Raw genomic sequence first — 26242 nt, forward strand, 5'->3', positions numbered from 1 at the left:
CGCTCCCTGAGCGCCTTCTCATCCACATCCTTGCCGGCGGCGCGGATATCCGCAACCATCTTGGCGATCACGCCTTCATCATCGGCGCCGGTCAGCCTGAGATCAATGATCTCGCCGATATAGGCCTCGCTGTCTGCGCCCGTCATGCCGCTGACCCAGCGGGCGAGCAGTCGGTCGCTGCGCGATCGCACCTTGAAAGCCATGTCGGAATCCAGGAAATACATCTGCTCCAGCGCCTTCTCGCGATCTTCGAATACGGTCATGAGGAAAGCTCCCCCGTCGCATTCGTGGTCTCCAGCAGCTGGTGGAGAAGTGCGGGCTCGATCCTCACGATCCTGCGCAAGCGGCTGCCTTCCGCAATCGAGGGCAGATGAATGAAGGTTCCGACGCGTCGGTAGGCGATGCGCGAAAGACCCTCGATCGGCTCCTCATCCTGCACGATCTTGTAGTCGCCGGCCGGATGGATCTCACCAACGAGATCGGGCAGCGTGAAGGAGGCGGAGAAATGGACGATGGTGTTGGTTGTGCGTGTTGACGATGCGTAGGCTGACATGGCGACAGGCTCCAGGTGAAGGCCTCTGACCGCAGCCCGGTGAAAAGCCTCATCGGGCTACGGCATCGGTCTGGCAATCGAAATTCGGAAGCGTGACTGTCTTCAAGTCTCTGACACCGGCGAGAACCATACGGCCAAACGACGACCGGATATCATTGCGCTCCAATTGAGTCGCGATTAGGACGAAAATATAAAACAGCAGTTTTATCGAGTTTTTACACTTATACCCAAAGAATTTTTTAAATATAATTGAACAATTACAACAGGAATATCAAATAAAATAATAAACAAAACGCAGATTTTTTATTGTGTTATTATTTAAGCACGCGAAATCGCGTGCTTTTTTAAAAGATTGGAATTCGTGATGCAAAATATAACATGGCTTCGCCCCGGCCTGTGGGGCGCCGTGTGCGGCGCGGCCGCATTGGCGATTGTGGGTTTCAGCTGGGGAGGCTGGGTGACCAGCGGCAGCGCCCAGAAAGCCGCCGGTATCGAGCGCACCTCGGCGATCGCCGCCGCGCTGACACCCTACTGCCTCGACCGCGCCAAGAGCGATCCGGCCTCGGCGCAGATCATGGCCGAGCTGAACTCGGCCGGCACCTATGGACGCAGTGACATCATCAAGAAGGCCGGCTGGGCTACGCCGCTCGGCACCACCGAACCGAACGCGGACCTTGCGCAGGCCTGCCAGATTGCTCTTGGTAAGCCGAGCTGAGCGTTTCGCCCCCGCAAAAACGAGGCCGGCGAGAAATCCCCGGCCGCTTGCCCCACCGACCGCTCACCCAGGCCACCCGCTCGCCAATCCTTCCCGGAGGATGATCATGCACAGACAGAAATTCGCCTGCGCCATGAGCGCAACGATCTCTGGCTGCGATCAGGCGCCATGACCGTCAATCCTCGTCCGGCAGCGACAGACCGCTGAAACCATGGGAATACCCGCCTTCGATAGCGATACGGCACTCCATGCAGCGCCAGCGCAGGACCGATGAAGGGTGGCGGCTTCAAGACACGAACAGGAGGCATGCAACATGCCTGGAAACACACCCGACAAACCCGCCTCTCATAGGGATGGAAGGCATCACAACGCCAATGCGAAGCGCCCGGCAAGGAGCCCCTCGGCCGTGGAACTGATCGCCCAGGCCACCGCTGCCCGCGCCACCCTGAACGGCCACCAGCCCGGACCGTCAGACAAGGCTCCGGCCGGCAATGATCTTCCGACAATCAAAGAACTCGAGGAAGCGCGCGACGACCACAAAAAGAAGATCGCCACCGAGAGAGAAGCCGACGGGAGAGCACGCGAAGCCCACAAGAAAGCCCGCGCGGCTGATGGGAAAGACCAAAAATCCAAAGAAGAAACCGAGGCGCGAGCAATCCGCGCCCGGTGGAGGCCCGCGGCATGAACGGCAGGCTCAGCGCTGCAGCCGGATCGCCGCCTGGATCAGATCCTGATGGAAGCGATGGTTGCGCAGATCCCCAGTCATCGTGACCAGCCTTTCCCGCGCCAGCCCCGCCGGCTCTCCCCGCGTAAGCATCCCGTCGATCAGGATCTCCTGCGCCGAAATCATCTGCCGGTCGGCAACCACTTGCCGGCGCGCAACGTCCAGATCCTTCAGGGAATAGGTCATCGACAATCATACCACATGCCGGACATGCTGTACGGAAATCCGTTGGGCTCACGCCCCTGCCATCCGGGTGGCTACAGCATCGGCCTGAAAATCGGAACCATGCGCGCGAGCAAGGCCGGATGATCTCCTGCGGCGATGGTTCCCCTACTCCGCAGCCTCCCCGCGCTGCGGCTCCACCACCTCCACCTCCACCTCCACCTTTTCCAGCGGTGCCAGAACCTCCACCTCATACGAGTAGCCCTCGAGCATCGTATAGGTATGCTCGATCGTCTGGATCTGCTTCTCCGTCTTGCGGATGGCGTCGGCGATGGCTTCGCTGCGGGCGCGCAGCATGGAGCCGAGCACGTCGGTTTCCGGGCGGCGGCCGAGGCGGTCTATGTGTTTGCGCACGCGGGCGCGGTGGCGTTCGAGCTCCAGGATGTGGAAGCGGCTTTTCACGATATCGTCCGACAGCTTGCGGCGCATCGCGGCCACGGGGTCGAAGCTGCCGGGTTCGCGCTCGTCGAGGATCACCTCGTTGACCAGCGATTCCAGCATCAGCACGCCTTCGAGATCCCTCGGGTCGGCAAGCTGCGGGTCGTAGCCCGTATCGTCATAGACGCGCCGGCGCACGGGATCCTGCAGCAGTTCGTAGGCGATCTGCAGCCGGTTGAAATGATCGGAGTCGCCGCCGGCATCCGGATGCGCGCCCTTGGCCGCCTTGCGCCAGGCAAGCCTGATCGCCTCGCCATCGGCTTCGCGCTCCAGTCCAAGCATGGCATAGGGATCGATCACGCCGGCACTTCCTTCATTCACTGCTTCGTCCCTCCGAGACCTAACCGCAGGCTGGCGCCGCATCAAGCCCCGAAACACCCTGCCATAATTGCGGCAGCTCGGGACGAAATTGTGGAACGCGGCTGATTTTCCCACAGGCAAGGGGTTAACGGGGTGCAATTTCTGCCGCGCTGGTCGGCGGGAGAGTGGAGGATGGGACCAAAGCCAGGCGAAAGAACAAACGGGCAGCCCCTGCGGGCCACCCGTCGTCTTGAGACGTTCTCGATCAGTTGCCTGGCTTGTTCTTGATCGCCGCGTCTATCTGCTTCTTCACGGCATCCAGGTTGAAGGAGGCCGGATCCTGCATTGGCGGGTAGTCGACCGCCGTAAGCGCGAGTTTGGCGACTTCCTGCTGAACACTCACAAAGCGCCAGAACTCACGAGCAAAGAAGTCGTTCATGTAGCCTCCACCCAGGTCATTGAGGCTTTGTTCGCCAATCGACGGTGTTCGCTCGAAGGGATCCTGACGGATATTGACCATGGTGGGCATATCAGTCGTTACCTTTCCGCCGGGCCAACCCTGCGGCTGTTGAAAGAACTGAAACTTGAAATTGTCGAGGCGTACGGCCCCCAGAGCAGGGCCACCGAAGTAGAAAAACTCATGACGTGCGGACGGCGAATTGCCTTCCAGCAGGTCCAGCTGGTTGTAGCCATCGAGGTGGTTCTTGTAGGTCACGTCGCCCAGCTTCACGCCCTTGAGCAACTGGTCGGTGATGTTGGGATTACCAGCCGCCGCCACCAGCGTGGGGAACCAATCCAGGGCGGAGAAAATACCGTTCTCGACCGTGCCAGGCTTGATCCTGCCCGGCCAGCGGATGATCGCTGGTGCGCGGAAGCCGCCCTCCATCACGGTACCCTTGGTGCCCTTGAACGGGGTCATGCCGCCGTCAGGCCAGGTAAAGACTTCTGCGCCATTGTCGGTCGTGAAGACGACGATGGTGTTGTCGGTCTCGTCGGCGTCCTCAACGCATTTCAGGATGGCACCGACGCTATCGTCCAGCTGCGCCACGCCGGCTTCTTCGAGACCATAATTGGTCTCGCTGTTCATCAAAGCCTGGTATTTGGGAGACAGGAATGTCCAGACGTGCATGCGCGTCGTGTTGTGCCAGACAAAGAACGGCTTTCCGTCGGTCTTGGCCTTGTCCATGAAGTCGCAGGAAGCCTTGACCAGCACTTCGTCGAACGTTCCCATGTCGTATTTGGCCTTGGGCGTTATGTCATGCATGTTCGGCACGTTGGACATATCAGGGTATGGCGCCAGCGGGCCTTCGTCGATGATCCGCTGCTTGCCGATCTTGCCCCAGCGCGGCTGCTGGGTCGCGTCATCAGTATCCGTAGCAAAGGTATGCACCAAATTGCGCGGCCCGACTTTGTCACGGTACGACTGGTCATTCGGGAACGAATACCAGTAGGGGTCCGACATCGCATCGAGGTGGTACAGGTACCCGAAGAACTCGTCGAAGCCATGGAGAGTCGGCAGGAACTTGTTCAGATCGCCGAGGTGGTTCTTGCCAAACTGGCCCGTGGCGTAGCCCTCGGTCTTGAGGACGGCGGCGATGGTTGCTGCCTTGTCCGGCATGCCCACATCCGCACCCGCCTGACCGACAGTCGTCAGGCCGGTGCGCAAGGGGATCTCACCGGTGATGAAACTCGCCCGGCCGGCCGTGCAGCTCGCCTCGGCATAATAGTCGGTGAACATCATGCCCTCGGACGCCAGCTTGTCGAGGTTCGGCGTCTTCCCGGACATGATGCCCCGGTGATAGGCACCGAGGTTGAACCAGCCAACATCGTCGCCCATGATGACAAGGATGTTGGGTTTTGACTGCGGCTGCTGCGCGACTGCCGGTGCACCCAGCGCGGTCGCGCATGCGGAAGCCAGCAGACCAAAGCAAAGGTTTCGCATGGTACTCATGGTGTATCCTCCGTTGAGTTTGCTCGTCGCTCGGCCTTGTTGGCACTGCTTTCTAGAGTAGAAGGATGCCTAYCCTCTCGGCCGAAGACGATCTGATGTCGTGACAGTTCGYGGCATGGCGTTGCAGGAGATCGGGTATGTTGGCTACAGGAATGCCGCACTGATTGCTCGCCATAGGGTGGCGACAGGCGTACCCGCTATCGAAGCGTCGATGGCCAGCAATGAAATATTTGCCCCGGCGTCTGCCTCGATGTGAGCAGTCGCCTTGGCAGATAATCGCACATCTTCGCCTTCGCCGCCAGATTGAAGGCTCTCGTCACCACGCTCCGGTGGAATAGGCCCCGGTGCATGATACCCACCGCAATGCCGAACCCACATGATGACCGGTTTGGCGCAAAGCGGTGGCTCGAACCGCTGTAAAGCGGCTGTTGGCACTTGCTACGTCATTCCGCCTTTCTCACCCCCTTTGTCCGCACGCCGATAAAAGGAATCCCGAGAGAACCGGAAGCCCATCAGCCGCAAGATGCAGCTCGCCCCCTTCAGGTTGCAAATCCCCACCATCCCGCAATGGCACAGCCATGCAAGCCTCTGCTAATCTTCCGCCAACCATTTGAATCATCATCAATTCTCGCAACCGCGAAAGCCATGCCATAATATTGCCGCTTGCTTTTTGCCCGAAATGCTGGCACGAACTGCGACACTCGGGCATTTCGCATGCCGGTGACTGGACTGAAGTGGTAATGCCCTTTCGGAGCGCCAATTCCGGTGGGGCGGCATGGGTGACACCCATGCGCGTAGATGTTCTTTCCCCGTACGTGACGTCTCGACTGACCCTTCGCGTCCGGCTTCCAGAGGCCGAAACGCGAAAGCTAAAGCCGTCCGCCTCCCCTCCGCCGGGGGTGCGGATAAACTAACTACCAATGGGAAAAGGACTATCCCCTATGGCCACCAAGGGCACCGTAAAATTCTTCAACCAGGACAAGGGTTTTGGTTTCATCACGCCGGAAGGCGGCGCGAAGGACGTTTTCGTCCACATCTCCGCTCTCCAGGCTTCTGGCATCCAGTCGCTCCGCGAAGGCCAGGAAGTTTCCTTCGACACCGAGCCGGATCGCATGGGCAAGGGCCCGAAGGCTGTCAACATCCAGGCCTTCTGATCTGATTCAGGTCTCTCTGCTTCGGCAGGCGACGGCGCTCCGCAAGGGGCGCCGTTTTTGTTTTGGGGGCGCGAGAAGACCCCTCCACAACCCATCCCCACAGGTGGGAGGGGCTTAACCTGCCGCGCCGTCTCTGCCCCGTCGGTGACCACGGAAAGTGCCGCAAGCTCAACGCTAAGTCCCTCCCCCTTGTGAGGGTCCGAAGGACGGGTCGAGACCCGTGGCTCGACCCCGGCATCCGACAGGATGGGTTGGAGAGGGTTTTTGCCGCATCCTCCGCATCCGCGTGACATGCGCTTGAAGCCATCGGGCAGATGATGCAGTCTGACGGCCTCACTTGGAAGACGATCCGGCTGAGGATGAGCCCGTGCCCAGCGATGCCAGTCTGACGAACATGCCGGCCTGCACGGTCGTCGATCTCCTGAACCGCGGAGATGTGTCGCCGCTCGATTGTCTCGATGCGCTGGAGGCGCGCATCGGCGCCGTCGATGCTGCGGTCAACGCGCTGCCGACCCTCTGTTTCGATCGCGCCCGTACCCATGCCCGCCGGCTGATGCAGCAGCCCCCCGGCAGCCGCGGCCGTCTGGCGGGATTGCCGGTGCCGATCAAGGACCTGACGGATGTCGCCGGCGTGCGCACCACCTACGGCTCGACTGTCTTTGCCGACCACATTCCCGAAAAGTCCGACATCATGGTGGAGGCGATAGAGGCTCAGGGCGGCGTCATCTACGCGAAATCCAACACGCCGGAATTCGGCGCCGGCGGCAATACGTTCAACGAGGTCTTCGGCGCGACCTTAAACCCCTGGAATACCGGGCTTTCTGCCGCGGGTTCCTCCGGCGGTGCAGCCGTTGCCCTTGCCACCGGCATGGCCTGGCTGGCGCAGGGCTCCGATCTCGGCGGCAGCCTGCGCAATCCCGCAAGCTTCTGCGGCGTGGTGGGGCTGAGGCCGAGCCCCGGCCGCGTGGCCAGCAATCCGGACTCGAAGATCGATCGGCTGATCGGCGTCAAGGGGCCTATGGCCCGCAGCGTCGAAGATACGGCCCTGCTGCTCGACGCGATGACCGGCGAAAACCCGGCAGATCCGATTTCCTTGCCGAGGGGCGAGGATTTTCTGGCGGCGGCGCGCTCCGGCTGGCGGCCGGCCCGCGTGGCCTTTTCCGCCGATCTCGGCATCACCCCTGTCGATCCCGAGGTGGCCGCGATCTGCCGCGCGGCGGCTGCCCGTTTCAGCGAGATGGGCGTCATCGTCGAGGAGGCTCACCCGGACCTCTCCGAAGCGCATGACACATTCCAGGTTCTGCGAGGCATGACCTTTGCTTCTAGCTACGCAGGGCTTCTCGATGGCAACAGGGACAAGATGAAGCCGGAGGTGGTCTGGAATATCGAAAAGGGCCTCAGCTATACGATGGCGGATGTCGTGCGGGCGGAAAACAACCGCGCTGCTATGTTCCGGCGCATGAACCTGTTCTTCGATACCTACGATCTCCTTCTCTGCCCGGCCACCATTGTCGCCGCCTATCCGGTCGGCCAGAGATATGTCGGCGAATGTGCCGGCCATACGTTCTCAAACTATGTCGAATGGCTGGCGATCGCCTACGCGATCTCCCTGACGACCGCCCCGGCCCTCAGCCTGCCCTGCGGCTTCACTGCCGATGGTCGCCCCGTCGGCCTGCAGATCGTCGGCCGGCCCCGCGGCGAGGCACGCGTTCTGGCTGGCGCCCGCGCCCTGGAGCTGATTCTCGATCTGCGGCCCGCAACGCCGATCGACCCGCGCACCCCAGCCTGAAGATACTGGGGCCGACGCCCCTCAAAGCCGCCTGCCCTATCCCGCCGCATGATCGCGCGAAAACTCCCGCGCCGCCATCAGCACCGGCATCAGCGCCCGTCCCGCCTCCGTCAGCCGATACTCGACGCGCGGCGGCTGCTCGCCGAAATCCGTCCGCTCGACAAGCCGGTCCAGCTCCAGCTCCCGCAGGTGCTGCGTCAGCATCTTCTGCGAAATGCCCGGCATGTCCCGCTTCAATTGCAGGGTGCGCATCGAAGGCTCGGCGAAGAGGCGAAACAGGATCGGCAGCTTCCAGCGCCCGCTGATCATCCGCAGTACCCGCGTCACATGTGCGACCGAGCCTTCAGGCCCGAGGCAGGYGGCGCGGTCTTCCCGTTCTACAGGCACTTTTAAGTGCGTAATTGTATCGAGCATCGTCCTGTTCTTCTGTGCGTCCATCCACTCCAAGATAGGAAGACCGCAATGGATTTGAAACTCGACGGCAAGACAGCGCTCGTCACCGGCAGCAGCAAGGGCATCGGCGAAGCGATCGCCAGGGGGCTTGCGCGCGAGCGGGTCACCGTCATCGTCCATGGCCGCGACAGGGCGGAGACGCAGCGCGTGGCCCACGAGATCATCGCCGAAGGCGGCCGCGCCCATGCGGTAACAGGCGATCTCACCGTCGATGACGAGGTGGAACGCCTGATCGACGAAGCACAGGCGCTTGCCGGCCGGATCGACATCGTCGTCAACAATGCCGGCGGCTCGGGCGAGCCGGAGGACTGGACGAACAGCCGGCCCGCCTCCTGGGCGTCGGCCTACGACCGCAATGTTCTCGCCGCCGTCCGTGTCACAACGAGGCTGCTGCCTGACATGCGCCAGGCCCGCTTCGGCCGCGTCGTCAATATTTCCAGCCTCGCCGGCCTGATGCCGCCTGCGGGCCGCCCGGATTACTCCGCCTGCAAGGCGGCGATGAACGCCATGACCTCTTCCATGGCGAAGGCGGTGGCGGCCGAGGGCGTGACCGTCAATACGATATCGCCGGGCACGATCCACAGCGGCCGGCTGGACGCCCGCTTCCGCGAGGTCGCGGGTGAGCGCGGCATTGCCGGGGATGCCGCATGGGAAACCGTGGAGCAGGCCGTGCTGCCGCTTTTCGCCGAGGTGCCGGTTGGGAGGGTGGGCACGCTGGAGGAGATCGCCGACGCCGTTGCTTTCCTGGTCAGTCCGCGCGCCGGCTACATTACGGGGGTGAATCTGCGGGTCGATGGCGGGATGTTGCCGGCGATTTATTGATCGCAGGAGGTTGCGCTTGGTCCAGTAGCCGGAGGAAAACGCGTGTCTCGATCATCAACCTGGATCAATCTGTCAGGGATCATTCCGGTCTGTACCATCGCCAAAAACCCCTCCCCAACCCCTCCCCACAGCTGGGAGGGGCTAACTTGAGGCACCGCCTCGCTCCCTCCGGTACGTCGAAGATGTGGAAAGCCGGTGCGGCAGGTTAAGCCGCTCCCTCTTGTGGGGAGGGGTTTGGGGCGGGTCTTCTGGCCTCTTCATCAACTGACCTGTGAGGGTCAGAGAGATTGGACCACCCTCGCATTCATTCCCCACCAAGATAGGTCCCGATATACTCCCCGCGCTTCCAGACCTCGGCGCGCAGCCGGGCCTCGACACCCCTGGATGTCACCGGCCACAGATATAGCATCCTGTCGGCAATCTCTTCGCCCGGCCGCAGGATCGCCTCGATGGCAGTGGCCTCTTCCGCTATACCAGCATAATCAGGCATCGCCAGCAGTTGCCGGTCTGCCACCCCTGCCGCCTCATGCAGCTTGCGCCCGAGCGCAATAAGCACCGCATCATCATCCTCGGCCGGCTTTTGCTCCATCGTGGCGCCACCCGCCTCGATCTCCGAAAGCAACAGCTCGATACTGCGCCCGAGATCGTCGCAAGCCGCCAGCCCCATCCGCCATGTCTCGACGGCTTGCCTGCACCGCGCACGCTCCCGGCCGATCGCGGCAGCGATCTCCTGGCAGAGGCCGCCCGAAAGCTGTGCGGCCCGTACCGAATGTATCAGGTCGTCGGGAATATCCTTCAAGAAAGCCACCCGTCGCGCGCCGGAATGGCTGCCGTTTCTGCCGGCCGGAAGAGTGTCACCGCACGGTGAGAAATATCTGCAGACACAGCCAGTAACGCTGCAATCCGCCAGGATGGCGCGCCGTATGCCAGTGCCTTGATGAAGGTGATGTCGCTCGCTTTGAGCGGGCACGCATGCATGCAAAACTCTCCAGTTGGATATCGCTGCCGTCATAGGGTTGTACCCGGCAACGGCGACAACAAGCAAGGAAATTATTCCTATCTTCGATCACGATCCATATCAGGCGAAACTTTTCAGGGACCCGGAACGCTCGAAAACAAACAAAGATAGGTTTATGTTCCGCCCACTCAGGCCGCCTCGCCGTGGCGCTCGATGAGCTCGGCCCATTCCATGGCCGCGTGACGGCCGAGCACGGTCTTGTCGTTCTCGATGACGGCGGCGACGCGCCGGAAGAGCTCGTCGGCAAAGGGCGCCGGCCGGCCGAATTCGGCATTGCCGGCTTGGCGCAGCGTGGTGCCCCCGGCAAGATGGATGGCCTCGACACTGAACCCCTCGTGATCGCCCGAGAGTTCGGCGGAACCGTACAGCAGCAGGCCACTGTCGTTCCGGCCAAGGACGGGGATGGTGAGCTCATCGAAATCGAACTGCAGACTGAAGGCGTTCATTGACCGATGACCTCCTGATGGAGGTGCGCTTCACGGATGAGCTGGGCCTCATATCGGCCGGCCAGGCAGAGCACGAAGCCGGCGGCAAGGACGAGGCCGGCAAGCGGCTGGAGCATGCCGATGGCATGAAGACGGCGGGCGGCCTGTGTCGATAAAGGCGCTTTGCCCGCTGCTCCCAAATATCCGGATATCATGCGGCAGCTCCTGCATCGGCTTTGATTTCAGCGATGCGGGAGGATGCGATGCCAATGGTTGAGTGATGGAATGGGGTCGGCGGGCCTATGCTGCCAGCGAGCGTATATCCTTGGCCACGTCGGCGAGATCATTGTCGATCTGGTGATCGCGCCCCGGCAGCGAGCAGACGACCGCATCCGGGATCGCCATGGCGTAAAGCTCGATATGCGCAAAGGGCACCGTGTCGTCGTCGCTGCCGTGATAGATGAGCACGGGCATCCCCTCCGGCAGGCTTTCGGAAAAATCGCTGCCCCCGGCCATCTCATCGCTCTCCCATCCGCCGGCACCCATGAAGGGCGGCGCGATCAGGATGACGGCGCCGGGCTCGAAGGCCGGCCACGCTTCGGCAAGCGTGTGGAGAAGCACCGTGCCGCCGAAGGAATGGCCGATCAGGATGGCGCCGTCTTCGAGGGTTTGGAACTCGGTGATAACAGCGGCTTTCCACGCCTGATAATGCGGATCGGCTTCGTCGGGCATGCGCGGGTAACGGATCGTGTAGGCATCGCCGAGTTCGCGGGCGAGGCTGTCGACCAGCTTGTTGTCCCACTCGTCGTGGGTCGTCTCGCCGGCGCCCTGAATGAAGAGGATCTGTGTTGGCATGGATGGTATCCCGGTTGTGACCATCGGGGAGATGGGTCGTTGCGGGAGCGGGGCAAGGGTCTTGCCCGTCCTTCGGACTCCCACAAGGAGGGAGATCGACGAGTGCGGAATTCGACAACCAGATGCCACCAACCTTGGTGGCGGCGTTCAGGGCAGCTTTGCGCTAGACCCGGACAAGCGCGTAGAAATCGCGGGTATCACCTTCCCGACACTATCGCCTTCCACCGATGCGGCGCATATCCACGACGCGGCCATCACGCTGCCGTATGGAAATCTCGAACCGGCTGTTGCCTCTCTGGGCCCGATAAACGAAGAAACGACCACGGCAGTCGATCCGCCTGACGTCCCTGAAACCGCGGCTACGGAGCAGCCTCTCGCCCTGACTACAGGTAATCCCTCTGCCGCTGTTGAGATTGCTGCCGACGCTGATGGAGATCTGGGCCTGCGCGCTTGCTTCAGTCGGCATGGATATTGTTGGGACTGACAGGCCGATAGCCAGCGCTAGTGACAGAAACAACGATGATCTGGACAAGGCATCCTCCCTTTGGATAACGGGCTCCGAACACGCCGTACTCGTTTGTCTGCAGAATTATACAACCTTGGGAATAGGAGCGATAGGGGCGCGTCAGTACGACGCCGTCTCCGCTGCCCGTTCAGCTAACCAGAGGGATATTGAGGACCGGCAAGGACGGCTCGAGACCCGTGGCTCGCCCCCGGAGTCCGGCAGGACAGAGGGGTGACCCACGGGACACCTCCCCTACTCATCCACACACCCTCACCTCGCTGCATCACCCCGCAGCAACCACCTTCCCTCGCCTCAGCAGCACCGCAACCATAAACCCGCAAACCGCCGTCACCCCGCCAACCAGAAACACGCTTCCGTATCCCGCCCGGTCGGCGAGCACGCCCGCCAGCGGCCCGGTCAGCCCGTAAGCCAGATCCTGAAAGGCCGAGAAGCCGCCAAGCGCCGTGCCGCGCAGATGCGGTGCCACGAGATGCACGACTTCGCGCCCCATGGCGGGAAAGATCATCGAGCAGCCGAGGCCGGTCATGAAGGCGCCGATCAGCGCGACGGTGGGATCGGCGGCACTCCAGATCAGGAACTGGCCGATCGCTTCGACCGCAAGCGACACGACGGCGACCGTGAGCCCGCCATAGCGATCCGGCAGATGGCCGAAGACGAGGCGCACCAGCACGAAGCCGCAGCCGAAGGCGGTCAGGCCGAGGCCGGCATGATCCCAACCGAGATCGCGGAAATAGAGGGTGAAGAAGGAGCCGATCGCGGCAAAGCCCATGCCCTGCAGGCAGACGATCAGCCCGTGTACCCAGATGCGGCCGATGACGGCGGCAAGCGGCGGGCGTTCCCTGCCCGGATGGGCGGCAACGGCGGGCACGCTGCGGATCGCGGCAAGCCCGAGCAGGGGCAGCATGGCGCTGACGGCCATCGTGCCGGCAAAGCCGATGTTATCGAGCAGCAGCAGTCCAACAGGCCCGCCAAGCCCAAGCGCGCCGTAGATCGCCGCGCCAACCAGCGCCAGCACCCGGCCGGAGCGCGCCGGCCCGACAAGCCCGATGCCCCAGGCAATGACGCCGACGGCGACAAGGCTTTCGCCGAGCCCGATCAACAGCCGCCCGGCGACGAGAATGGCGAAAGCCGCAGCCGGCGCCTGCAGCGAGAGCCCGGCGGCGAGCGAAATCAGCGCCCCCGCCACATAGAAGACCAGGCCGCGCTGCACGGCGAGCTTGGCGCCCCTGCCATCGGCAAGCCCGCCGGCATAGCCGCGGGTGAGGATGGTGGCGAGGAAAGCGATGCCGACGCCAAGGCCCGCCCAGCCATTGCCGAGGCCAAGCGTGCCGGTCACGAACACGGGCACGACAGGAAGGGCGATCGCAACGCAGAGATAGGAGACGAAAAGGATCGCGGTCAGCACGTAAAGCCGTGCCTGCTCGCGATCATCAGTAAGACGGAAAGCCATGAAAACCTCCTGGCTGTTTCCTCGTCGACGGGCACAAAAAAACGCACTCCGACCGGCGAGGATCGATAAGTGCGTTGCTTGACGTCAAACGCTTACGGCCAGATGACTGGCGTGGATTGGGAGGTAAGGAATATGTGGAGGAGTGTCAATGGGGAGAACGCCGTCTGCGTCGCCAAAACCCCGCCCCAACCCCTCCCCACAAGGGGGAGGGATTCAGCGCGGGACCGCCTCGCTCCTATTGAAACGTCGAAGATATGGAAGGCGCCGCGCAGCAGGTTAAGCCCCTCCCCCTTGTGGGGAGGGGTTGGGGAGGGGTTTTCAGGCAACCACCACACCCATCGGCAAGCATACCCTGCCCTACCCGATCACGGACACCAGCAGCAGCCCAGTCACACGGATTTCGCCACGCCGGCATTGAACCTGGAGCGATCGACAAGCACATCCCTCTTCTGCCCCCACAACAGGCCGGCAACGAGGTTTCTCGCCTTGATGCTTTCGAGCTCCAGCCGGCGCGCCAGCTTGCGCAGCTTGCTGAGAGGTAGGAAGACCAGATCCTTTTCCGGGCGCACGAAATCACCGCTCTCGGCCTCACCCTCCAGAAACCGCTGCTGGATGACGGGCGCCGGCTCGATCTGGTAGGCGGCAAGCCAGGAGCGGTGCCAGAAATGCGCATCGATCAGCGAATAGGTGGTGGTCTCAGCCAGCATGCGTTTTGCAGCCTCGGGGCCAATAACGTAGCCTGCCAGCCCCACGCGGTTCTGATAGACGCGGGTCGCGCCAAAGCGGCCGGCCGCGTCCTGCCAGGCGCGCTTGCGATTGAGGATATGGCGCCGCGGGGCGAATTCGAGATCGTAGACGCTGTTCCACGCATCGTTGCGGGCCTCGATATTGGCGAGGACGGCCGTGATATCGTCTGACAGCACCGCGTCGTCTTCGAGGATGAGCATCTTCGCGCCATGCTCTACAACCACCTGCCAGGCCTTGCGGTGGGACAGGAAGCAACCGATGTCCTGCCGCCGCGTCGGGCTCGGCCAGTTGCTGGCAGCCGTCTGGCATTCCTCGACGGTCAGATCGGCAGCTTCGAATGCGTCGAGAAATTCGAAGGACAGGCCGAGTGCAGCCAGCTGCCGGATCTGGAAGCTCCGCCGAACCTCCTCCGCCTTGCGGCTGATGATCAATATTCTCAAGTGAACTCCCTGGCGCCCTATGCCTGCCCTGTCAGCGCAAGCATATAACTGTGTTCCGATGCAAGCAAAAGTGCGGAATTCGCGAGCAGCCGGCGGACGGCAACCCCTTGCTCGGAAGATTGAAAGCAGCGAATTGCTCAGAGAGCAGATAACGAGTAAAATATCGGCCGTTAATTCGACCATAGGGAGTGGGCAATGAGCAGATTGTTGATCCTCTCGGCTGGTGCCATCCTGGCGCTAACCTCCGTGGCGTCCGCTACGCCGGCTATGCAACCGCTGAAGATTTCCAAGGAATGTAGCCAGTACACCGGCGAAACCCCGAGCTTCTGCACCATTACGGAATCGAACCTCGCGGCGATCCCGGCGGGCACCAAGATCTTGTACTATGGGCCGGTGACCGGCAGTCCCCTTTTCGGCAGTAGCACGGCGGTCATTGCCGTCGGAAACGGAGACACGGCGGTCGGGTACTGCGTCACCTACGACACCGCCAGCCCGATGCAGGGAACCTGTGCGTTCCATGCCGGCAGCGGAGCGCTTGCCGGATTCCAGGCGGTCGTCAAGGTCACCGTCGACGACAAGCAGATCTATCACTGGGACGGGGGCTACCTGCTTGGCGCCGCCAAGTGAGAACGGAAGAAATGCTGCTCTCGTCCGGATGTTTGCCGTGAATTGCTGCCCTGACTCATAACCAGTGGGTGACAGTGGCGGCGAGGCAGACAGCCGCAAGGACGTTCGTCGCAGATGGATCGTACCGGGTGCCGCTGATCACCCGGCGGTCATGGCTATTGGCTTGCCGCGTGTCTGTTGGCTGCAGCGCCTGCAGCCACGAAAACTGCTCCTCCGTGAGCTAGAAGCAATTCCGATTCACCTGTGGTCTCCCTTTGGAGACCGTGAATCATGGAGCCGCCGTCAACGGAATCCTCTTTGTGGATCCGGACCCTGGCCTATGCCGCCGGCCGAAGCGAGTTCGTGGCCGCTTCGCGCCAGAGGCGGACATGCCGTTTCGGCGGTGTGCTGGTTGCCGTGCTTCCGTAGGTGTAAACTGCCGGCACTGTTGCATGTTCATGCAAGGCACCGATGATGGGAACCCCCGCACTCGACCGGAAGCTGCTCGCGATCCTGGCGGCGGATATGGTCGGTTACTCGAAGGCGATGGAGGCCGATGAGGCCGGCACCATCAGGCGACTGAAGGCCATCCGCGCCGACCTGATCAATCCCGCCATATCTGAGCGCCACGGCACCGTTATCAAGCTGATGGGCGACGGCACGCTCGTCGCCTTCGACAGCGTGGTCGATGCGGTTGCCTGCGCCGCGGAGTTCCAGAATAGCGTGGCGGCGCGCAACGCCAGTCTGCCGGAGCCTGAGCGCATCCTGTTCCGCGTCGGGATCAATCTGGGCGATGTGGCCCTGGTGGATGGCGATCTCTACGGGGATGGGGTGAATGTCGCCGCGCGGCTGGAGCATCTGGCCGAGCCGGGCGGCGTGATGGTGTCGGGAACGGCATACGATCATCTCCAGGGCAAACTCGACTGGCCGCTCGATTTCGCCGGCAATCAGCAGGTCAAGAATATCAGCCGCCCGGTGCGGATGTATCGGCTGAGGCTCGACGGCAAACGGGCGCGTCGCCCGCTTCTCGCAATGATACCGCGCTCGGCCATGACGGCTGCGGCGGCGATCGTGGCGCTCGCTCTGGCGGGCGGCGCGGCCTGGTGGTTCTTGCAGCCTGAACCCTTCGGCGGCAAGCCGTCGGTGGCGGTGCTGCCCTTCGACAATTTTGGCGGCGACGAGGCGAGCGGGCGTCTGGCCGATGGCCTGACGGAGGACATCATCACCGACCTCGCACGGTTTCCCGAATTCGAGGTGGTGGCGCGCAATTCGACGGAAATTTATAAAGGCAAGCCGGTGGATGCCGGCCAGGTCGCAACTGCGCTCCATGTCGGCTTTGTGCTGGAAGGCTCTATCCAGCGGCAGAGTGGCCGGGTGCGGATCACAGCACAGTTGATCGATGCAAGAACCGGCCACCATCTCTGGTCGGAGAACTGGGACCGGCCCGCCGAGGACGTGTTTGCCGTTCAGACCGAAATCGCGGAGCAGGTCGCCAACCGCCTCGGCGGCGGAGTGGGACTGATTCAAGAAGCCTTGCGGGTTGCGGCCAAACGCAAACGGCCTGAAAACCTGAGCGCCTATGATTATTATCTGCTCCGGTCCGAGAAGATTGAAAATCTCACCAAAGCAGATGCGGAGGCCGCCATCACCTTTCTCAACCGCGCCGTCGAGCTGGACCCGGGGCTGGCACGGGCCTGGGTAGAACTTTACCATGCTCATGATCTGTTGGGTGTGTTCGGTGGCGATCCCGAGGCCAACCGCAAGGCGGCTGCCGATGTGGCCGAACGCGCCGTGCAGCTTGATCCGAGCGACGCCGAAGCACATGCGGTATTCGGTATGAGCCTTGCCAATAAGGGCGACATGGGCCGCGCCAAGTCCGAATTCGAAACGGCCCTTCGTCTGGGTCCCGGTTCGTCCGAAATCCTGACTTTTTACAGCGGCTATGCCGCACGCTTCAGTGAACCGGAACGCGGTGCTCAGATGGTCGACAAGGTCATGCGGCTCGACCCGAACTATCCGATGTGGACGTCCAACTTCTTCTCGCCTGCCTATTTCATGGCGGGCCGATATGAGGACGCGGTGAAGATGCTGGAGCGCATGACGCCCAACAATTACCAAAGGTGGACCTGGGTGGTGCGCAGCAGCGCCCTCGCCGCATTGGGTCGAACCGATGAGGCGAATGCCTCGGTCAGGGAAGCTCTCAAGCGGCACCCGGACCTGACTGTAGAGAGCATGATCAATGAACCCGGCTTGAGCACAATAGAGCGCAGCCGGTTCATAGAAACGATGCCGCTGGCCGGCTTCCCGGCATGCGCCAAGCCCGAGGCGCTGGCGAAATTCGCGAGACCTCTGCGACTGCCGGAATGCGAGGCAGAGAAGGCAACCCCTCTCGGGCGGCTATAGAGCCGGCAGGCGGCGCAACTTTTCAGGAATCCGCCGACTGTCCGGGCGCAAGCCGCCTGCCCTCACTGCGGATAGAGGGTCGAGACGCGCCCGGCGAAATAATAGGCGACGATGCCGATCCATTCCTTCATGCCTATCGTCAGCAGGTCGGCATTGGCTAGCGGATGGCCGGCCGACAGCGCCAGGCCCTGTCGTCCATTCGTGCGGTAATCGGCGACCCAGGGGGTAACGTCCATGCCGAGATTGCGGAAGATTGCCACCGCCCGCGGCATGTGGAAACCCGATGTCACGAGCAGGCAGTGGCCGAGGTTCAGCCGCTGCAGGATCGCCTTTGTATTGATGGCGTTCTCATAGGTATCGCGCGATTCCGCGTCATATTCGACACGAGCCGGATCGATATGGAAATCGTTGAACATCCTGGCGATGATATCCGCTTCCTTGACGTAGCCGCCGGTAAGACTGCCATCGCCGCCGGACATGATAACCTTGGCATTGGGATAGACGCCGGCCAGCCGCACCGTTTCTATATAGCGATCGGCCGCGTCATCGAAGTTGTAGCCACCGCGCACGCTATCGACCTTTGTCGCGATCCCGCCACCGAGCACGACGATGCAGGCGACATCGGCAGGTGCGGCCGGCCGTGGAAAACGATCCTCCAGCTCCTGCACGATCAGCGCACCTGACGTGGTGTAAAAGCTCACGAAGACGAGCGCCAGGGACAGCAGCCCGACCGCGATGGCGAGCCGCCGGACATGGAAGATCATCAGAACAATGCTGAGACCGATCAGCAGGAAGCCGAGGGTGACGGGTTGGGACGTGAGCCAGAAAACCTTCGCGAAGAAAAACATGGGCGTGCCGGGATCCTACTGAAATGCGGCCACGAAAGCCTATTCGTGGATTCGGGGCAAGTCTGGTTTTGAGGAGACGTTCTGCCCTCTCCGGTTGATCAGGTCAATCGATGAGGAGAGTTGCGCGCAAGTCGCTATTTCCCCATTCCGCTTCGCCGCTCGCCGCACGAATTTACGGCGGCATTTACGGTAACGTACTTCCCCGCCATGTGCGTGGTGTGTTTAGGACTTGAAGTTGCATAGGGGCGCAGACATTACCCCGCCGGCCATTCGGTCTCGCGTATGCGCCGGAGCCCCGGACATGACGAGAGCCATGATGAGCGGCATCGGGTCCATCGCGCGGCTCCTCGACGGCATAGAGGATCGGAAACGGAGGGGTTTCTGTGAGACATCATCAGGGTGAAAATCTCAGGCAAGCGAAGCGCACGCCCGCCGGATCGCCGGACCGTTTCAAACGGCCCGCGGCCATGCTTGCCGCCACCGTATCGCTTTTCATCGCCTCGGTATCCCTTGGCAGTGTCCAGGCCGCCGATCTTGTTATCGCCGTGCCGAACTGGCCGTCGGGACAGGCGACGGCCAATATCCTGAAGGTCGCGATCGGCAAGAACTTCGGGCTCACGGTCGACCTGCGCGAGATGGGAGAGCTCAATGCCTTTGCCGGGCTGGAATCCGGCGAACTCGATATCCACCCGGAGGTCTGGCGGCCGAATCTCGATGCGGCAATCGAAAAATACGTCGATGAGAAGAAGGCGGTGGTTCTGGCAAAACGCGCCGTTGCCGCCTGGCAGGGCCTCTGCGCCACCGAGGACGCCGAGAAGGCCGGCATCAAAAGCGTCAAGGACCTGTCGGACCCTGAAAAGGGCGCGCTGCTCGACACCGATGGCGATGGCCGCGGCGAGCTCTGGATCGGTGCTGCGACCTGGACCTCGGCGAGCATCGAGCGCATCCGCGCCGCGAGCTACGGTTACGCCAGCAACCTCACCCTGGTGGAGGCGGAAGAGGATGTCGGCATGGCTGCCGTCGATGCAGCCGTCGCAACCGGCCGGCCGATGGTCTTTGCCTGCTACGCGCCACACAACGTCTTCGAACTGCACAAGGTCACACGGCTGAAGGAACCGGCCTACGACCCCGCAAAATGGAAGATAGCGCCCGGCAGCGATCCGCTCTGGATCGAGCATTCGAAGGCCGATGTCGCCTGGCCGCCGTCGGAATTCCACATCGCCTGGTCGGTCTCCTTTGGCGCCAAACATGCCGATGTCGCCGCCTTTCTGCAGAGGGTCGATCTGACGCCGCAGGAAGTGACGGCCATGACTTATGCGCTGCAGGTAGAGCGGACGCCGCCTGCCGACTATGCGCAAAAATGGGTGGCCGACAATGCCGCCCGCATCCAGGGGTGGGCAAAGCCATGAGCCGGACGTTGCAGAAAGCCACCCTCACCGCACTCGCCCTTACATTCGCCGCCTGTATTGCCCTTGCGGCCGGCACGCAGATCTACGATCCCAAGACGCGGCAATGGGTCAATTACGACAAGAACACGGCGCGTAAATATTTCGCCCGCAACAAGCAGGTTCCGGATGCCTTCCGCCGGCAGGTCGTCACCTTCCGCACGGCGGAGGAGCCGGGCACGATCATCATCGACGGCAACCAGCATTTTCTCTACCTCGTGCAGCCGGGCGGCCAGGCGATCCGCTACGGTATCGGCGTCGGACGCGAAGGCTTCGGCTGGGCCGGCATCGTGCGCGTCGGCCGTACCGCCGAATGGCCGACCTGGACCCCGCCTGCCGAAATGGTGGCCCGCGACCCGAATGCCGCCAAATGGGCGGCCGGACAACCGGGCGGCCCCGACAATCCGCTCGGCGCCCGAGCGCTCTATCTCTATGCCGGCGATGCCGACACGATCTACCGCATCCACGGCACGCCGGAATCCTGGTCGATCGGCCTCGACGTATCCTCGGGCTGCATTCGCATGAACAATGACGACATCATCGATCTGCACTCACGGATAAAGGTCGGCGCCAAGGTCATCGTCCTGATGCAGGGCGCGGCCCTCTACAAGGGTGTTTGAACGTGGGGCGTCTGAAACGGGGGACTAACATGCGCATTTCCTTGGAGAGCAGGCCGCTTTGCGCCCTGCTCCTTTGCTCGCTATCGGCGATCGCAGCCTGCCAGTCTTCCCCGCCGCCCGACCAGATGTCGCGCACGGCGGTGCAGACCGCACCCGCCGACCTGCAACTGCTCTGCGCCGATGCCGCCGCCAAACAGGCAGGCCTCGACCGGGCCAAGATCCTGCCGACGGGATCGCGCCCGGTGGATGCCGGCGGCTTCAGCGTCGATCTCGATGCCTCGGGCCGCAAGTTCAGCTGCGTCATCGACAATATGGGCATCGTAAAGAGCGTTCAGCCGGCGTGAGCGCGGCCGCAGTTGCGCCGCAGTGCCACGGGGCAGCCGCGGCTATTTGAACTCGTCATAGAGCGAGAGCAGCGAGGCCTGTTCGGCAATCGTCCTCTTGATCGTTTCCGCCATTGCCGGCTTCCTGCTTTCCGCGTCGACGGCGTCCTGGAAATTCTGCAGCGCTTCCTTGGAGGCCTCCAGGGCCTGCGCCCGGATGCGCTCGGCCATATCGGCATCGAGATGGCCGACCTTGAGCGGCAGAAGGATCTTCAGGCCCTCGATGATCTCGTTCTTGTCGATCGCCCCCTTGGCGGTCGGATCGAAGGTCGACCAGCGTTCTTCTGCGGCATCGATATCGAAGATCCTGTTATCGGCATCGGCCAGCCGCTTCTGAGCGGCCATGTATTCGTCCTTGCTCATCAGCCCGTCGCCGTCGATATCGGCATCGTCGAGCGTTTGCTGGGCGGTGCGATCGTAGAGTTCGGCCAGCAGCTGATCATCCGTTTTTGCCGGAAGCGTGTTCACCAGTTCCCCGCTTGTCCTGTCGTATTTCCCCTCGCCGTAAACGGAGACGGCGACCCTGGGCATATAGCTGGGCACGTTGCGGGTTGAATTATCGGAGCCGACGATCATGGTGCTTCATCCTTCTGTTTGGCGTGTGGATGCGCGCAAACTGGAAAGCGGAGCTTGCTTGAAACTGGCTGAAAACGTGTATCTTAGCCTTGTGTTACAACTGTAACGAAATTCCCGGAAACAGGCGGACCGGCCTATTCTCCTGCCTGCACAGCCGGGGGATAGGCAGCACTTCCCTCCCCGCCGAGCCGCTCCAGCATGATCTCGATCAGTGCCCGCACCTTGGCGGGCACATGCGGTCCGGGTGGGCGCACCACATAGATTGCGCCCTCATCCAGGTAATAATCGACCAGCAGCGGTACGAGCGTGCCCTTCCTGATCTCGTCGGCGACGATGAACGAGGGCAGCTCCGCCACGCCGAGCCCGGCGAGCGTCCAGCTCAGATGCACCTCGGCATTATCGGTCAGAAGCCGCCCGTTCGGGCGGATCGACACCATGCGCTTGCCGGCACGGAACTTCCACTCCGGAATATGGCGCCCGGAATAGATGATGCAGCTATGCGACACCAGGTCTTCCGGCCTCTCCGGGCGGCCGTTGCGGGCGATGTAATCGGGGCTGGCCACGATGAAGGGCCTGACCGGCGCAATGCGCCGCGCAATCAGCGAGGGGTCGCGCAGTTCGAAGAGCCGGATCGCCGCATCGTAATGCTCGTTGATGAGATCGACGGCCCGCTCGGAGAAGGACACGTCGAGTTCGAGCCGCGGATGACGGCCGGCAAGCTCGGTCAGAACAGGTCCGAGATAGCGCTGGCCGAAGGAGAGCGGTGCGGCAAGCCTGAGACGCCCGGTGACATCGCCGCCGGCATAGGTGGCGACTGCATCCCGCGCTTCCTCGAGTTCGGCCAGGATCCGCCCGCAGCGCAGCTTGAATTCGAGCCCCGCTTCCGTTGCGCTGATGCCGCGCGTGCTGCGGTTGACGAGCGTCGCGCCGAGATCGCTTTCCATCCGCGCGATACGCCTGCTGACGATCGATTTCGAAACGCCGAGGCTCTGGGCGGCACGGTTGAAGCCGCCGCTTTCGACCACCGCCACGAAGCTTCTGATATCATCCAAGTCGATCATCTGCGTTCCACTGAGCGCAACACCCTGTTGACGGAAGCGGGCATTGTGCCGCCCTTGCCCCCGCTTTAACCTGCCACGACTCTATTCAGCCTGATGGCTACTATCATGACGGATGTGGTGTCGCCAATGGCGGCCGCGAGGTCGACGCGCGCTCAGAAACGGCGCGCGCCGCGACGGAGAAGTATTGTCTCAACCAGAATGTTGCCCAAGCCGAAACATATTGGCTGAAACATTTGGCCTGAAACCTATAGGAAGAGCCAATGGCCGACACGCCGATAGCGAGGAACGCCGCTGCCCGATGGAACGACCCCAGCCGGGGCGAGCGCTCTGCCGGGCTTGCTCCGATCGTCGTCATCAAGGGCGGCGCCGAAGGCAATCCGTCGGCAAGACGCCCGCGCGGCGAGGCGCACTATACGGCTTCCATCCATCACCTTCCGGTTCCGGTCCTGCAGCTCGATGCCGCCAGGCTCAGTGCCCTCTTTGCCGGATCGAAAGCCAGGGGCGATGCCGAGCACCTGTTCACCACTGCAGTTTCCCGGGCCGGCCTGTTCATCGCCGATGCCAACGAGATGGCCGTTTCCCTTTTGCAAGCCTCTTCGTCGGACGATCTGGCAGGGCCGGCCAGCTACCTGTTTGCGGCATCGCCGGAGACCATCAAAAGGCTGATACGCGCCTGGTTCGACGGAGCGAAGCTCTTCAGCGAGCCAATGAAGATGCGCAGCTTCAAGGGTGCCGTCCTGGACGTCAAACTGTCGGTCACCTTCTCGCCCGACAGTCTCGACACATTGCTCGTCGTGCTGGAGGATATCACCGGACGGAGACAAGCCGAGGAGCACGAAGTCGACCCGCTGCATACGGCGCGGCTCTGCACCCTCGGCAGGCTTGCGACCTCGATTGCCCATGAGGTGAACCAGCCGCTTGCCGCGATCGTCACGGACTGCGAGACGACCATGCGGCACCTTTCGCGCGACGAGCCGAACCTTGCCAAAATCAGCGAGCTTGCCACGCGCATGGCGGCGAGCGCCCATAGGGCAAGCGAAATCGTCAAGCGCGTCCGGGGCATGGCGAGCGGCCAACCGAACACGCGAATGCCGCTCGATCTCAACGACATCGTCAGGGACGCGCTGTCCTTCGTCCGCCATGAGACCGATATGCATGCGATCTCGCTTTCGGTGGTCTGCCGGCCCGGCCTGCCCACCTTCCTCGGCGACCGCATCCAGGTGCAGCAGGTCGTCGTCAACCTGCTCGTCAATGCCATCGAGGCCGTCGTCAGCGCCGCGAGGCGGCCGCGCCGCATCGAGATCGCCACCAGCGAGGCGGGCGGGAGGATCCAGTTCTCCATCCGCGACAGCGGTGACGGCATTTCGGCTGCCGATCTCGGCCGGATCTTCGACTGCTTCTACACGACGAAACAGGACGGCGTCGGCGTCGGCCTCTCGATCTGCCAGTCCATTGTCCTCAGCCACGGCGGCGATATAAACGCCGCCAATGCCGGCGATGGCGGCGCCCTCTTCCGCTTCTGGCTGCCGGCAGCCGAAACGCAGCCCGATCGGTAAGGCTTTATCGCAGCCCGAAACGTCACCCTTCCATTCGCATCTTTCCGAATAGCGGGATGGGGTTTGTGCATATCGGGGCTGACGCCGGACAGAGCCTCCTGCCAGCTTTCCTTTGCGGCGGCCGGCCGCTAATGCGTGTGAGCAAAAGCACAGGAAAGGCGCCCGAGCATGACACGTTCCATCAAATCCATCGCGGTATTCTGCGGATCGAATTTCGGCGCAACGGAAGATCTCGCCGATGGCGCCCGGGCGCTTGGCGGGGCCATGGCGCGTGAGGGCATCGGCCTCGTCTACGGCGGCACGACAAAGGGCCTGATGGGCGTCGTCGCCGATGCGGTGCTCGAAACCGGCGGCACGGCGCATGGCGTCATCACCGAAAGCCTGCACCAGCGCGGCCACTCACACCCGAAACTGACGACGGATGAAATCGCGCCGACGCTGCGCATCCGCAAGCAACGCATGGCCGAACGCGCCGACGCCTTCATCGCATTGCCCGGCGGCATCGGCACGATCGAGGAGCTGATGGAGGTCTGGACGATGAACCAGCTTTCGGAGATCGACAAGCCGGTCGGGCTGTTGAACACATCAGGCTTTTTCGATGCGTTTCTGAAATTCATCGACCATATGGTGGAAACGAAATTCCTGCCGCCGGCGCATCGCTATTCGATTTCGGTGAATGCGGATGTGGGCGGGTTGATCGGGGATCTCAGGGCGTTTCAGCGGGTCGAGGTGGCGAAGTGGTTGTGAGGGGGTAGATGCCTCCGACATGCTGGTCTGTATCGTGGCAAAACCCCTCCCCAACCCCTCCCCACAGGGGGAGGGACTAACTCGATGCGCGCACCTCGCTCATCCCGAAACATCGAGTATTTGGAAAGCGGGCGCGGCAGGTTAAGCCCCTCCCCCTTGTGGGGAGGGGTCTTTTCCGGCAGACGCCTATTTCCCCCCAAGCTCCTGCCCGACCAGCGACAGCCAGTACCGCACCCCATGCGCAATCGCCTTGTCGTTGAAATMATAGGCCGGGTGGTGCAGACCCGCACTATCCCCATTGCCGATCAGGATCATCGCGCCGGGCCGCTTCTCCAGCATATAGGAGAAATCCTCCGCCCCCATCGACTGCTCGTAGGCCGCATCCACCTGGCTCTCGCCGGCCACCTTTGCAGCCGCCGCAACGATAGCCGACGTCCTGCCGGCATCATTGACCGTTACAGGATAACCCGGCCGCCAGTCGATCTCGGCTTCCGTCTCGAACAGTTTCGCCGTGCCATGGACGATATCGCGGAACCGCTGCTCGACGGCCTTCCTCGTATCCGCCTGCATGGTGCGGATCGTGCCGCCGAGACGCACGGAGGCGGGAATGACGTTCAGCGCCTTGTCGTTGCCCGCTTCCGAGAAGGTGATGGAAACGACGACGGGATCGAAGGGATCGGTGAAGCGTGAGGCGATCGATTGCAGCGCGGTGACCATATGGGCGCTGACGAGCACCGGATCACGCGTCATGTTCGGCGAGGCCGCATGCCCGCCCTTGCCGTTGATGGTGATGACGAAACGGTCTGCACCCGCCATGAACGGGCCTGCGCGCGTGGCAAAGGAACCGATCTCCAGGCCCGGCTCGTTATGCATGCCATAGACCTCGTCTATGCCGAAGGTTTCAAGCAGCCCCTCCTCGATCATCACCCGCGCTCCGCCGCCGCCCTCCTCCGCCGGCTGGAAGATCAGCACGACCTTGCCGGCAAAATCCCGGTTTTCGACAAGGCACTTGGCGGTGGCGAGCAGCATGGCGGTGTGCCCGTCATGGCCGCAGGCATGCATGCGGTTGGCATTTCTGGAGGCATAGGGAAGATTGGTCTGCTCCGACATCGGCAGCGCATCCATGTCGCAGCGAAGCGCGATCACCTTACCCGGACCTCTCGCCCCCTCGATGACGGCGACGACGCCGCTCCTGGCAAGCCCGGTCGTGACGTCATCGCAACCGAATTCCGCAAGCTTGCCCGCCACGAACGCCGCCGTCTCCGGCAGGTCGAAGAGCAGCTCCGGATTCTGATGGATATGCCGGCGCCAACCCTTGGCCTCTTCGGCGACGGCTTCGATGGTGCTCATGATAGTATCCTCGTGATAGTGCGGCCGGGATGAGGTGAAACCTCGGCCGAAGGTGGGGTGGTGGG

At 62.5% G+C, this 26242-nt stretch carries 28 protein-coding genes; 13 read left to right on the top strand and 15 right to left on the bottom strand.

From position 1 onward, the window contains the following. Both AC1D35_RS21560 and AC1D35_RS21565 read right to left on the bottom strand, forming a co-directional pair. Positions 1-263, bottom strand: a 263-nt coding sequence (locus AC1D35_RS21560) for an ATPase inhibitor subunit zeta (RefSeq protein WP_477940020.1), incomplete at its 3' end; no start/stop codon positions are given. Beyond that, positions 260-553, bottom strand: a complete 294-nt coding sequence (locus tag AC1D35_RS21565) for a hypothetical protein (RefSeq protein ID WP_113309824.1) — start codon at positions 551-553, stop codon at positions 260-262. The genes AC1D35_RS21565 and AC1D35_RS21560, both read right to left, overlap by 4 nt. 364 nt (positions 554-917) lie before the next feature. Between AC1D35_RS21565 and AC1D35_RS21570 the strand changes: the two genes are divergently transcribed. Beyond that, positions 918-1268, top strand: coding sequence for a hypothetical protein (locus AC1D35_RS21570; protein WP_113309823.1), 351 nt, complete (start codon positions 918-920; stop codon positions 1266-1268). Between the two features lie 406 nt (positions 1269-1674). Continuing rightward, positions 1675-1953: a hypothetical protein gene (locus AC1D35_RS21575; protein ID WP_477823016.1), complete on the top strand. Its 279-nt coding sequence runs from the start codon at positions 1675-1677 to the stop codon at positions 1951-1953. A gap of 9 nt (positions 1954-1962) precedes the next feature. Here AC1D35_RS21575 and AC1D35_RS21580 read toward each other — a convergent pair whose 3' ends face one another. The 3 genes from AC1D35_RS21580 to AC1D35_RS21590 form a co-directional block, all read right to left on the bottom strand. Next, entirely contained in the window at positions 1963-2178 is a 216-nt protein-coding gene (locus AC1D35_RS21580) for a hypothetical protein (protein WP_113309822.1), read from the bottom strand. A gap of 144 nt (positions 2179-2322) precedes the next feature. Further along, entirely contained in the window at positions 2323-2934 is a 612-nt protein-coding gene (locus AC1D35_RS21585) for a DnaJ domain-containing protein (RefSeq protein WP_113309850.1), read from the bottom strand. Positions 2935-3217: 283 nt separating this feature from the next. Beyond that, entirely contained in the window at positions 3218-4903 is a 1686-nt protein-coding gene (locus tag AC1D35_RS21590) for an arylsulfatase (protein ID WP_113309821.1), read from the bottom strand. A gap of 941 nt (positions 4904-5844) precedes the next feature. On the opposite strand from AC1D35_RS21590, the gene AC1D35_RS21595 reads away from it, so the two are divergent. Continuing rightward, positions 5845-6057: a cold-shock protein gene (locus tag AC1D35_RS21595; RefSeq protein WP_113301405.1), complete on the top strand. Its 213-nt coding sequence runs from the start codon at positions 5845-5847 to the stop codon at positions 6055-6057. Positions 6058-6451: 394 nt separating this feature from the next. After that, positions 6452-7846, top strand: a complete 1395-nt coding sequence (locus tag AC1D35_RS21600) for an amidase family protein (RefSeq protein ID WP_113309849.1) — start codon at positions 6452-6454, stop codon at positions 7844-7846. 36 nt (positions 7847-7882) lie between these two features. Here the strand turns inward: AC1D35_RS21600 and AC1D35_RS21605 are convergent, their stop codons facing one another. After that, a complete protein-coding gene (locus AC1D35_RS21605) occupies positions 7883-8260 on the bottom strand; it encodes a winged helix-turn-helix transcriptional regulator (RefSeq protein WP_477940023.1) in 378 nt (125 codons plus the stop codon). Positions 8261-8308: 48 nt separating this feature from the next. Here AC1D35_RS21605 and AC1D35_RS21610 point away from each other — a divergent pair, with 48 nt between their 5' ends. After that, positions 8309-9121, top strand: a complete 813-nt coding sequence (locus tag AC1D35_RS21610; RefSeq protein ID WP_113309820.1) for an SDR family NAD(P)-dependent oxidoreductase — start codon at positions 8309-8311, stop codon at positions 9119-9121. Positions 9122-9425: 304 nt separating this feature from the next. Here the strand turns inward: AC1D35_RS21610 and AC1D35_RS21615 are convergent, their stop codons facing one another. Further along, positions 9426-9920, bottom strand: coding sequence for a hypothetical protein (locus AC1D35_RS21615; protein WP_162748534.1), 495 nt, complete (start codon positions 9918-9920; stop codon positions 9426-9428). 347 nt (positions 9921-10267) lie between these two features. Next, positions 10268-10585 (bottom strand): hypothetical protein, encoded by a 318-nt coding sequence (locus AC1D35_RS21620; RefSeq protein ID WP_113309817.1) that lies wholly within the window; start codon positions 10583-10585, stop codon positions 10268-10270. Between AC1D35_RS21620 and AC1D35_RS21625 the strand changes: the two genes are divergently transcribed. Then, entirely contained in the window at positions 10585-10740 is a 156-nt protein-coding gene (locus AC1D35_RS21625; RefSeq protein ID WP_162748533.1) for a hypothetical protein, read from the top strand. The two genes, AC1D35_RS21620 and AC1D35_RS21625, sit on opposite strands and share 1 nt — an antisense overlap. 124 nt (positions 10741-10864) lie before the next feature. On the opposite strand, the gene AC1D35_RS21630 is transcribed toward AC1D35_RS21625, so the two are convergent. The 3 genes from AC1D35_RS21630 to AC1D35_RS21640 form a co-directional block, all read right to left on the bottom strand. Further along, entirely contained in the window at positions 10865-11419 is a 555-nt protein-coding gene (locus AC1D35_RS21630) for an alpha/beta fold hydrolase (RefSeq protein WP_113309816.1), read from the bottom strand. 788 nt (positions 11420-12207) lie between these two features. Continuing rightward, positions 12208-13395 carry an arabinose transporter gene (locus tag AC1D35_RS21635; RefSeq protein WP_113309814.1) on the bottom strand — a complete coding sequence of 396 codons (1188 nt, stop codon included), beginning with the start codon at positions 13393-13395 and terminating at the stop codon, positions 12208-12210. 389 nt (positions 13396-13784) lie between these two features. Further along, positions 13785-14582 (bottom strand): glycosyltransferase family 25 protein, encoded by a 798-nt coding sequence (locus tag AC1D35_RS21640; RefSeq protein WP_113307785.1) that lies wholly within the window; start codon positions 14580-14582, stop codon positions 13785-13787. Positions 14583-14777: 195 nt separating this feature from the next. Between AC1D35_RS21640 and AC1D35_RS21645 the strand changes: the two genes are divergently transcribed. Together AC1D35_RS21645 and AC1D35_RS21650 are read left to right on the top strand one after the other, a co-directional pair. Next, complete coding sequence (locus AC1D35_RS21645) at positions 14778-15209, top strand: hypothetical protein (protein WP_113301872.1); 432 nt, start codon at positions 14778-14780, stop codon at positions 15207-15209. A gap of 453 nt (positions 15210-15662) precedes the next feature. Further along, positions 15663-17591, top strand: coding sequence for an adenylate/guanylate cyclase domain-containing protein (locus AC1D35_RS21650; RefSeq protein WP_477940041.1), 1929 nt, complete (start codon positions 15663-15665; stop codon positions 17589-17591). 62 nt (positions 17592-17653) lie between these two features. Here the strand turns inward: AC1D35_RS21650 and AC1D35_RS21655 are convergent, their stop codons facing one another. After that, positions 17654-18439 carry a YdcF family protein gene (locus AC1D35_RS21655; protein WP_113301871.1) on the bottom strand — a complete coding sequence of 262 codons (786 nt, stop codon included), beginning with the start codon at positions 18437-18439 and terminating at the stop codon, positions 17654-17656. 467 nt (positions 18440-18906) lie between these two features. On the opposite strand from AC1D35_RS21655, the gene AC1D35_RS21660 reads away from it, so the two are divergent. Genes AC1D35_RS21660 through AC1D35_RS21670 form a run of 3 tightly spaced genes read left to right on the top strand, consistent with a single transcriptional unit; the run spans position 18907 to position 20848 of the window. Continuing rightward, positions 18907-19848, top strand: coding sequence for an ABC transporter substrate-binding protein (locus AC1D35_RS21660; protein ID WP_113301876.1), 942 nt, complete (start codon positions 18907-18909; stop codon positions 19846-19848). Next, a complete protein-coding gene (locus AC1D35_RS21665; RefSeq protein ID WP_115034811.1) occupies positions 19845-20504 on the top strand; it encodes a L,D-transpeptidase in 660 nt (219 codons plus the stop codon). The genes AC1D35_RS21660 and AC1D35_RS21665 overlap by 4 nt, the downstream gene beginning before the upstream one ends. 29 nt (positions 20505-20533) lie before the next feature. Further along, positions 20534-20848 carry a hypothetical protein gene (locus AC1D35_RS21670; protein ID WP_115034810.1) on the top strand — a complete coding sequence of 105 codons (315 nt, stop codon included), beginning with the start codon at positions 20534-20536 and terminating at the stop codon, positions 20846-20848. A 42-nt stretch (positions 20849-20890) separates the two neighbouring features. Here the strand turns inward: AC1D35_RS21670 and AC1D35_RS21675 are convergent, their stop codons facing one another. Further along, complete coding sequence (locus AC1D35_RS21675; RefSeq protein WP_113301868.1) at positions 20891-21463, bottom strand: EF-hand domain-containing protein; 573 nt, start codon at positions 21461-21463, stop codon at positions 20891-20893. Between the two features lie 134 nt (positions 21464-21597). Then, the gene (locus AC1D35_RS21680) at positions 21598-22524 is read right to left on the bottom strand and encodes a LysR family transcriptional regulator (protein ID WP_113307787.1); all 927 of its coding nucleotides are present in this window, start codon (positions 22522-22524) and stop codon (positions 21598-21600) included. 260 nt (positions 22525-22784) lie between these two features. Here AC1D35_RS21680 and AC1D35_RS21685 point away from each other — a divergent pair, with 260 nt between their 5' ends. Continuing rightward, positions 22785-24080, top strand: a complete 1296-nt coding sequence (locus tag AC1D35_RS21685; protein ID WP_477852163.1) for a sensor histidine kinase — start codon at positions 22785-22787, stop codon at positions 24078-24080. A 168-nt stretch (positions 24081-24248) separates the two neighbouring features. Continuing rightward, a complete protein-coding gene (locus tag AC1D35_RS21690) occupies positions 24249-24827 on the top strand; it encodes a TIGR00730 family Rossman fold protein (protein WP_113307789.1) in 579 nt (192 codons plus the stop codon). 186 nt (positions 24828-25013) lie between these two features. Here AC1D35_RS21690 and AC1D35_RS21695 read toward each other — a convergent pair whose 3' ends face one another. After that, positions 25014-26177 carry a M20 aminoacylase family protein gene (locus tag AC1D35_RS21695; protein ID WP_477940030.1) on the bottom strand — a complete coding sequence of 388 codons (1164 nt, stop codon included), beginning with the start codon at positions 26175-26177 and terminating at the stop codon, positions 25014-25016. Positions 26178-26242 lie beyond the last annotated feature (65 nt).

It is taken from the genome of Rhizobium sp. P1_E6 (genome assembly GCF_056405875.1).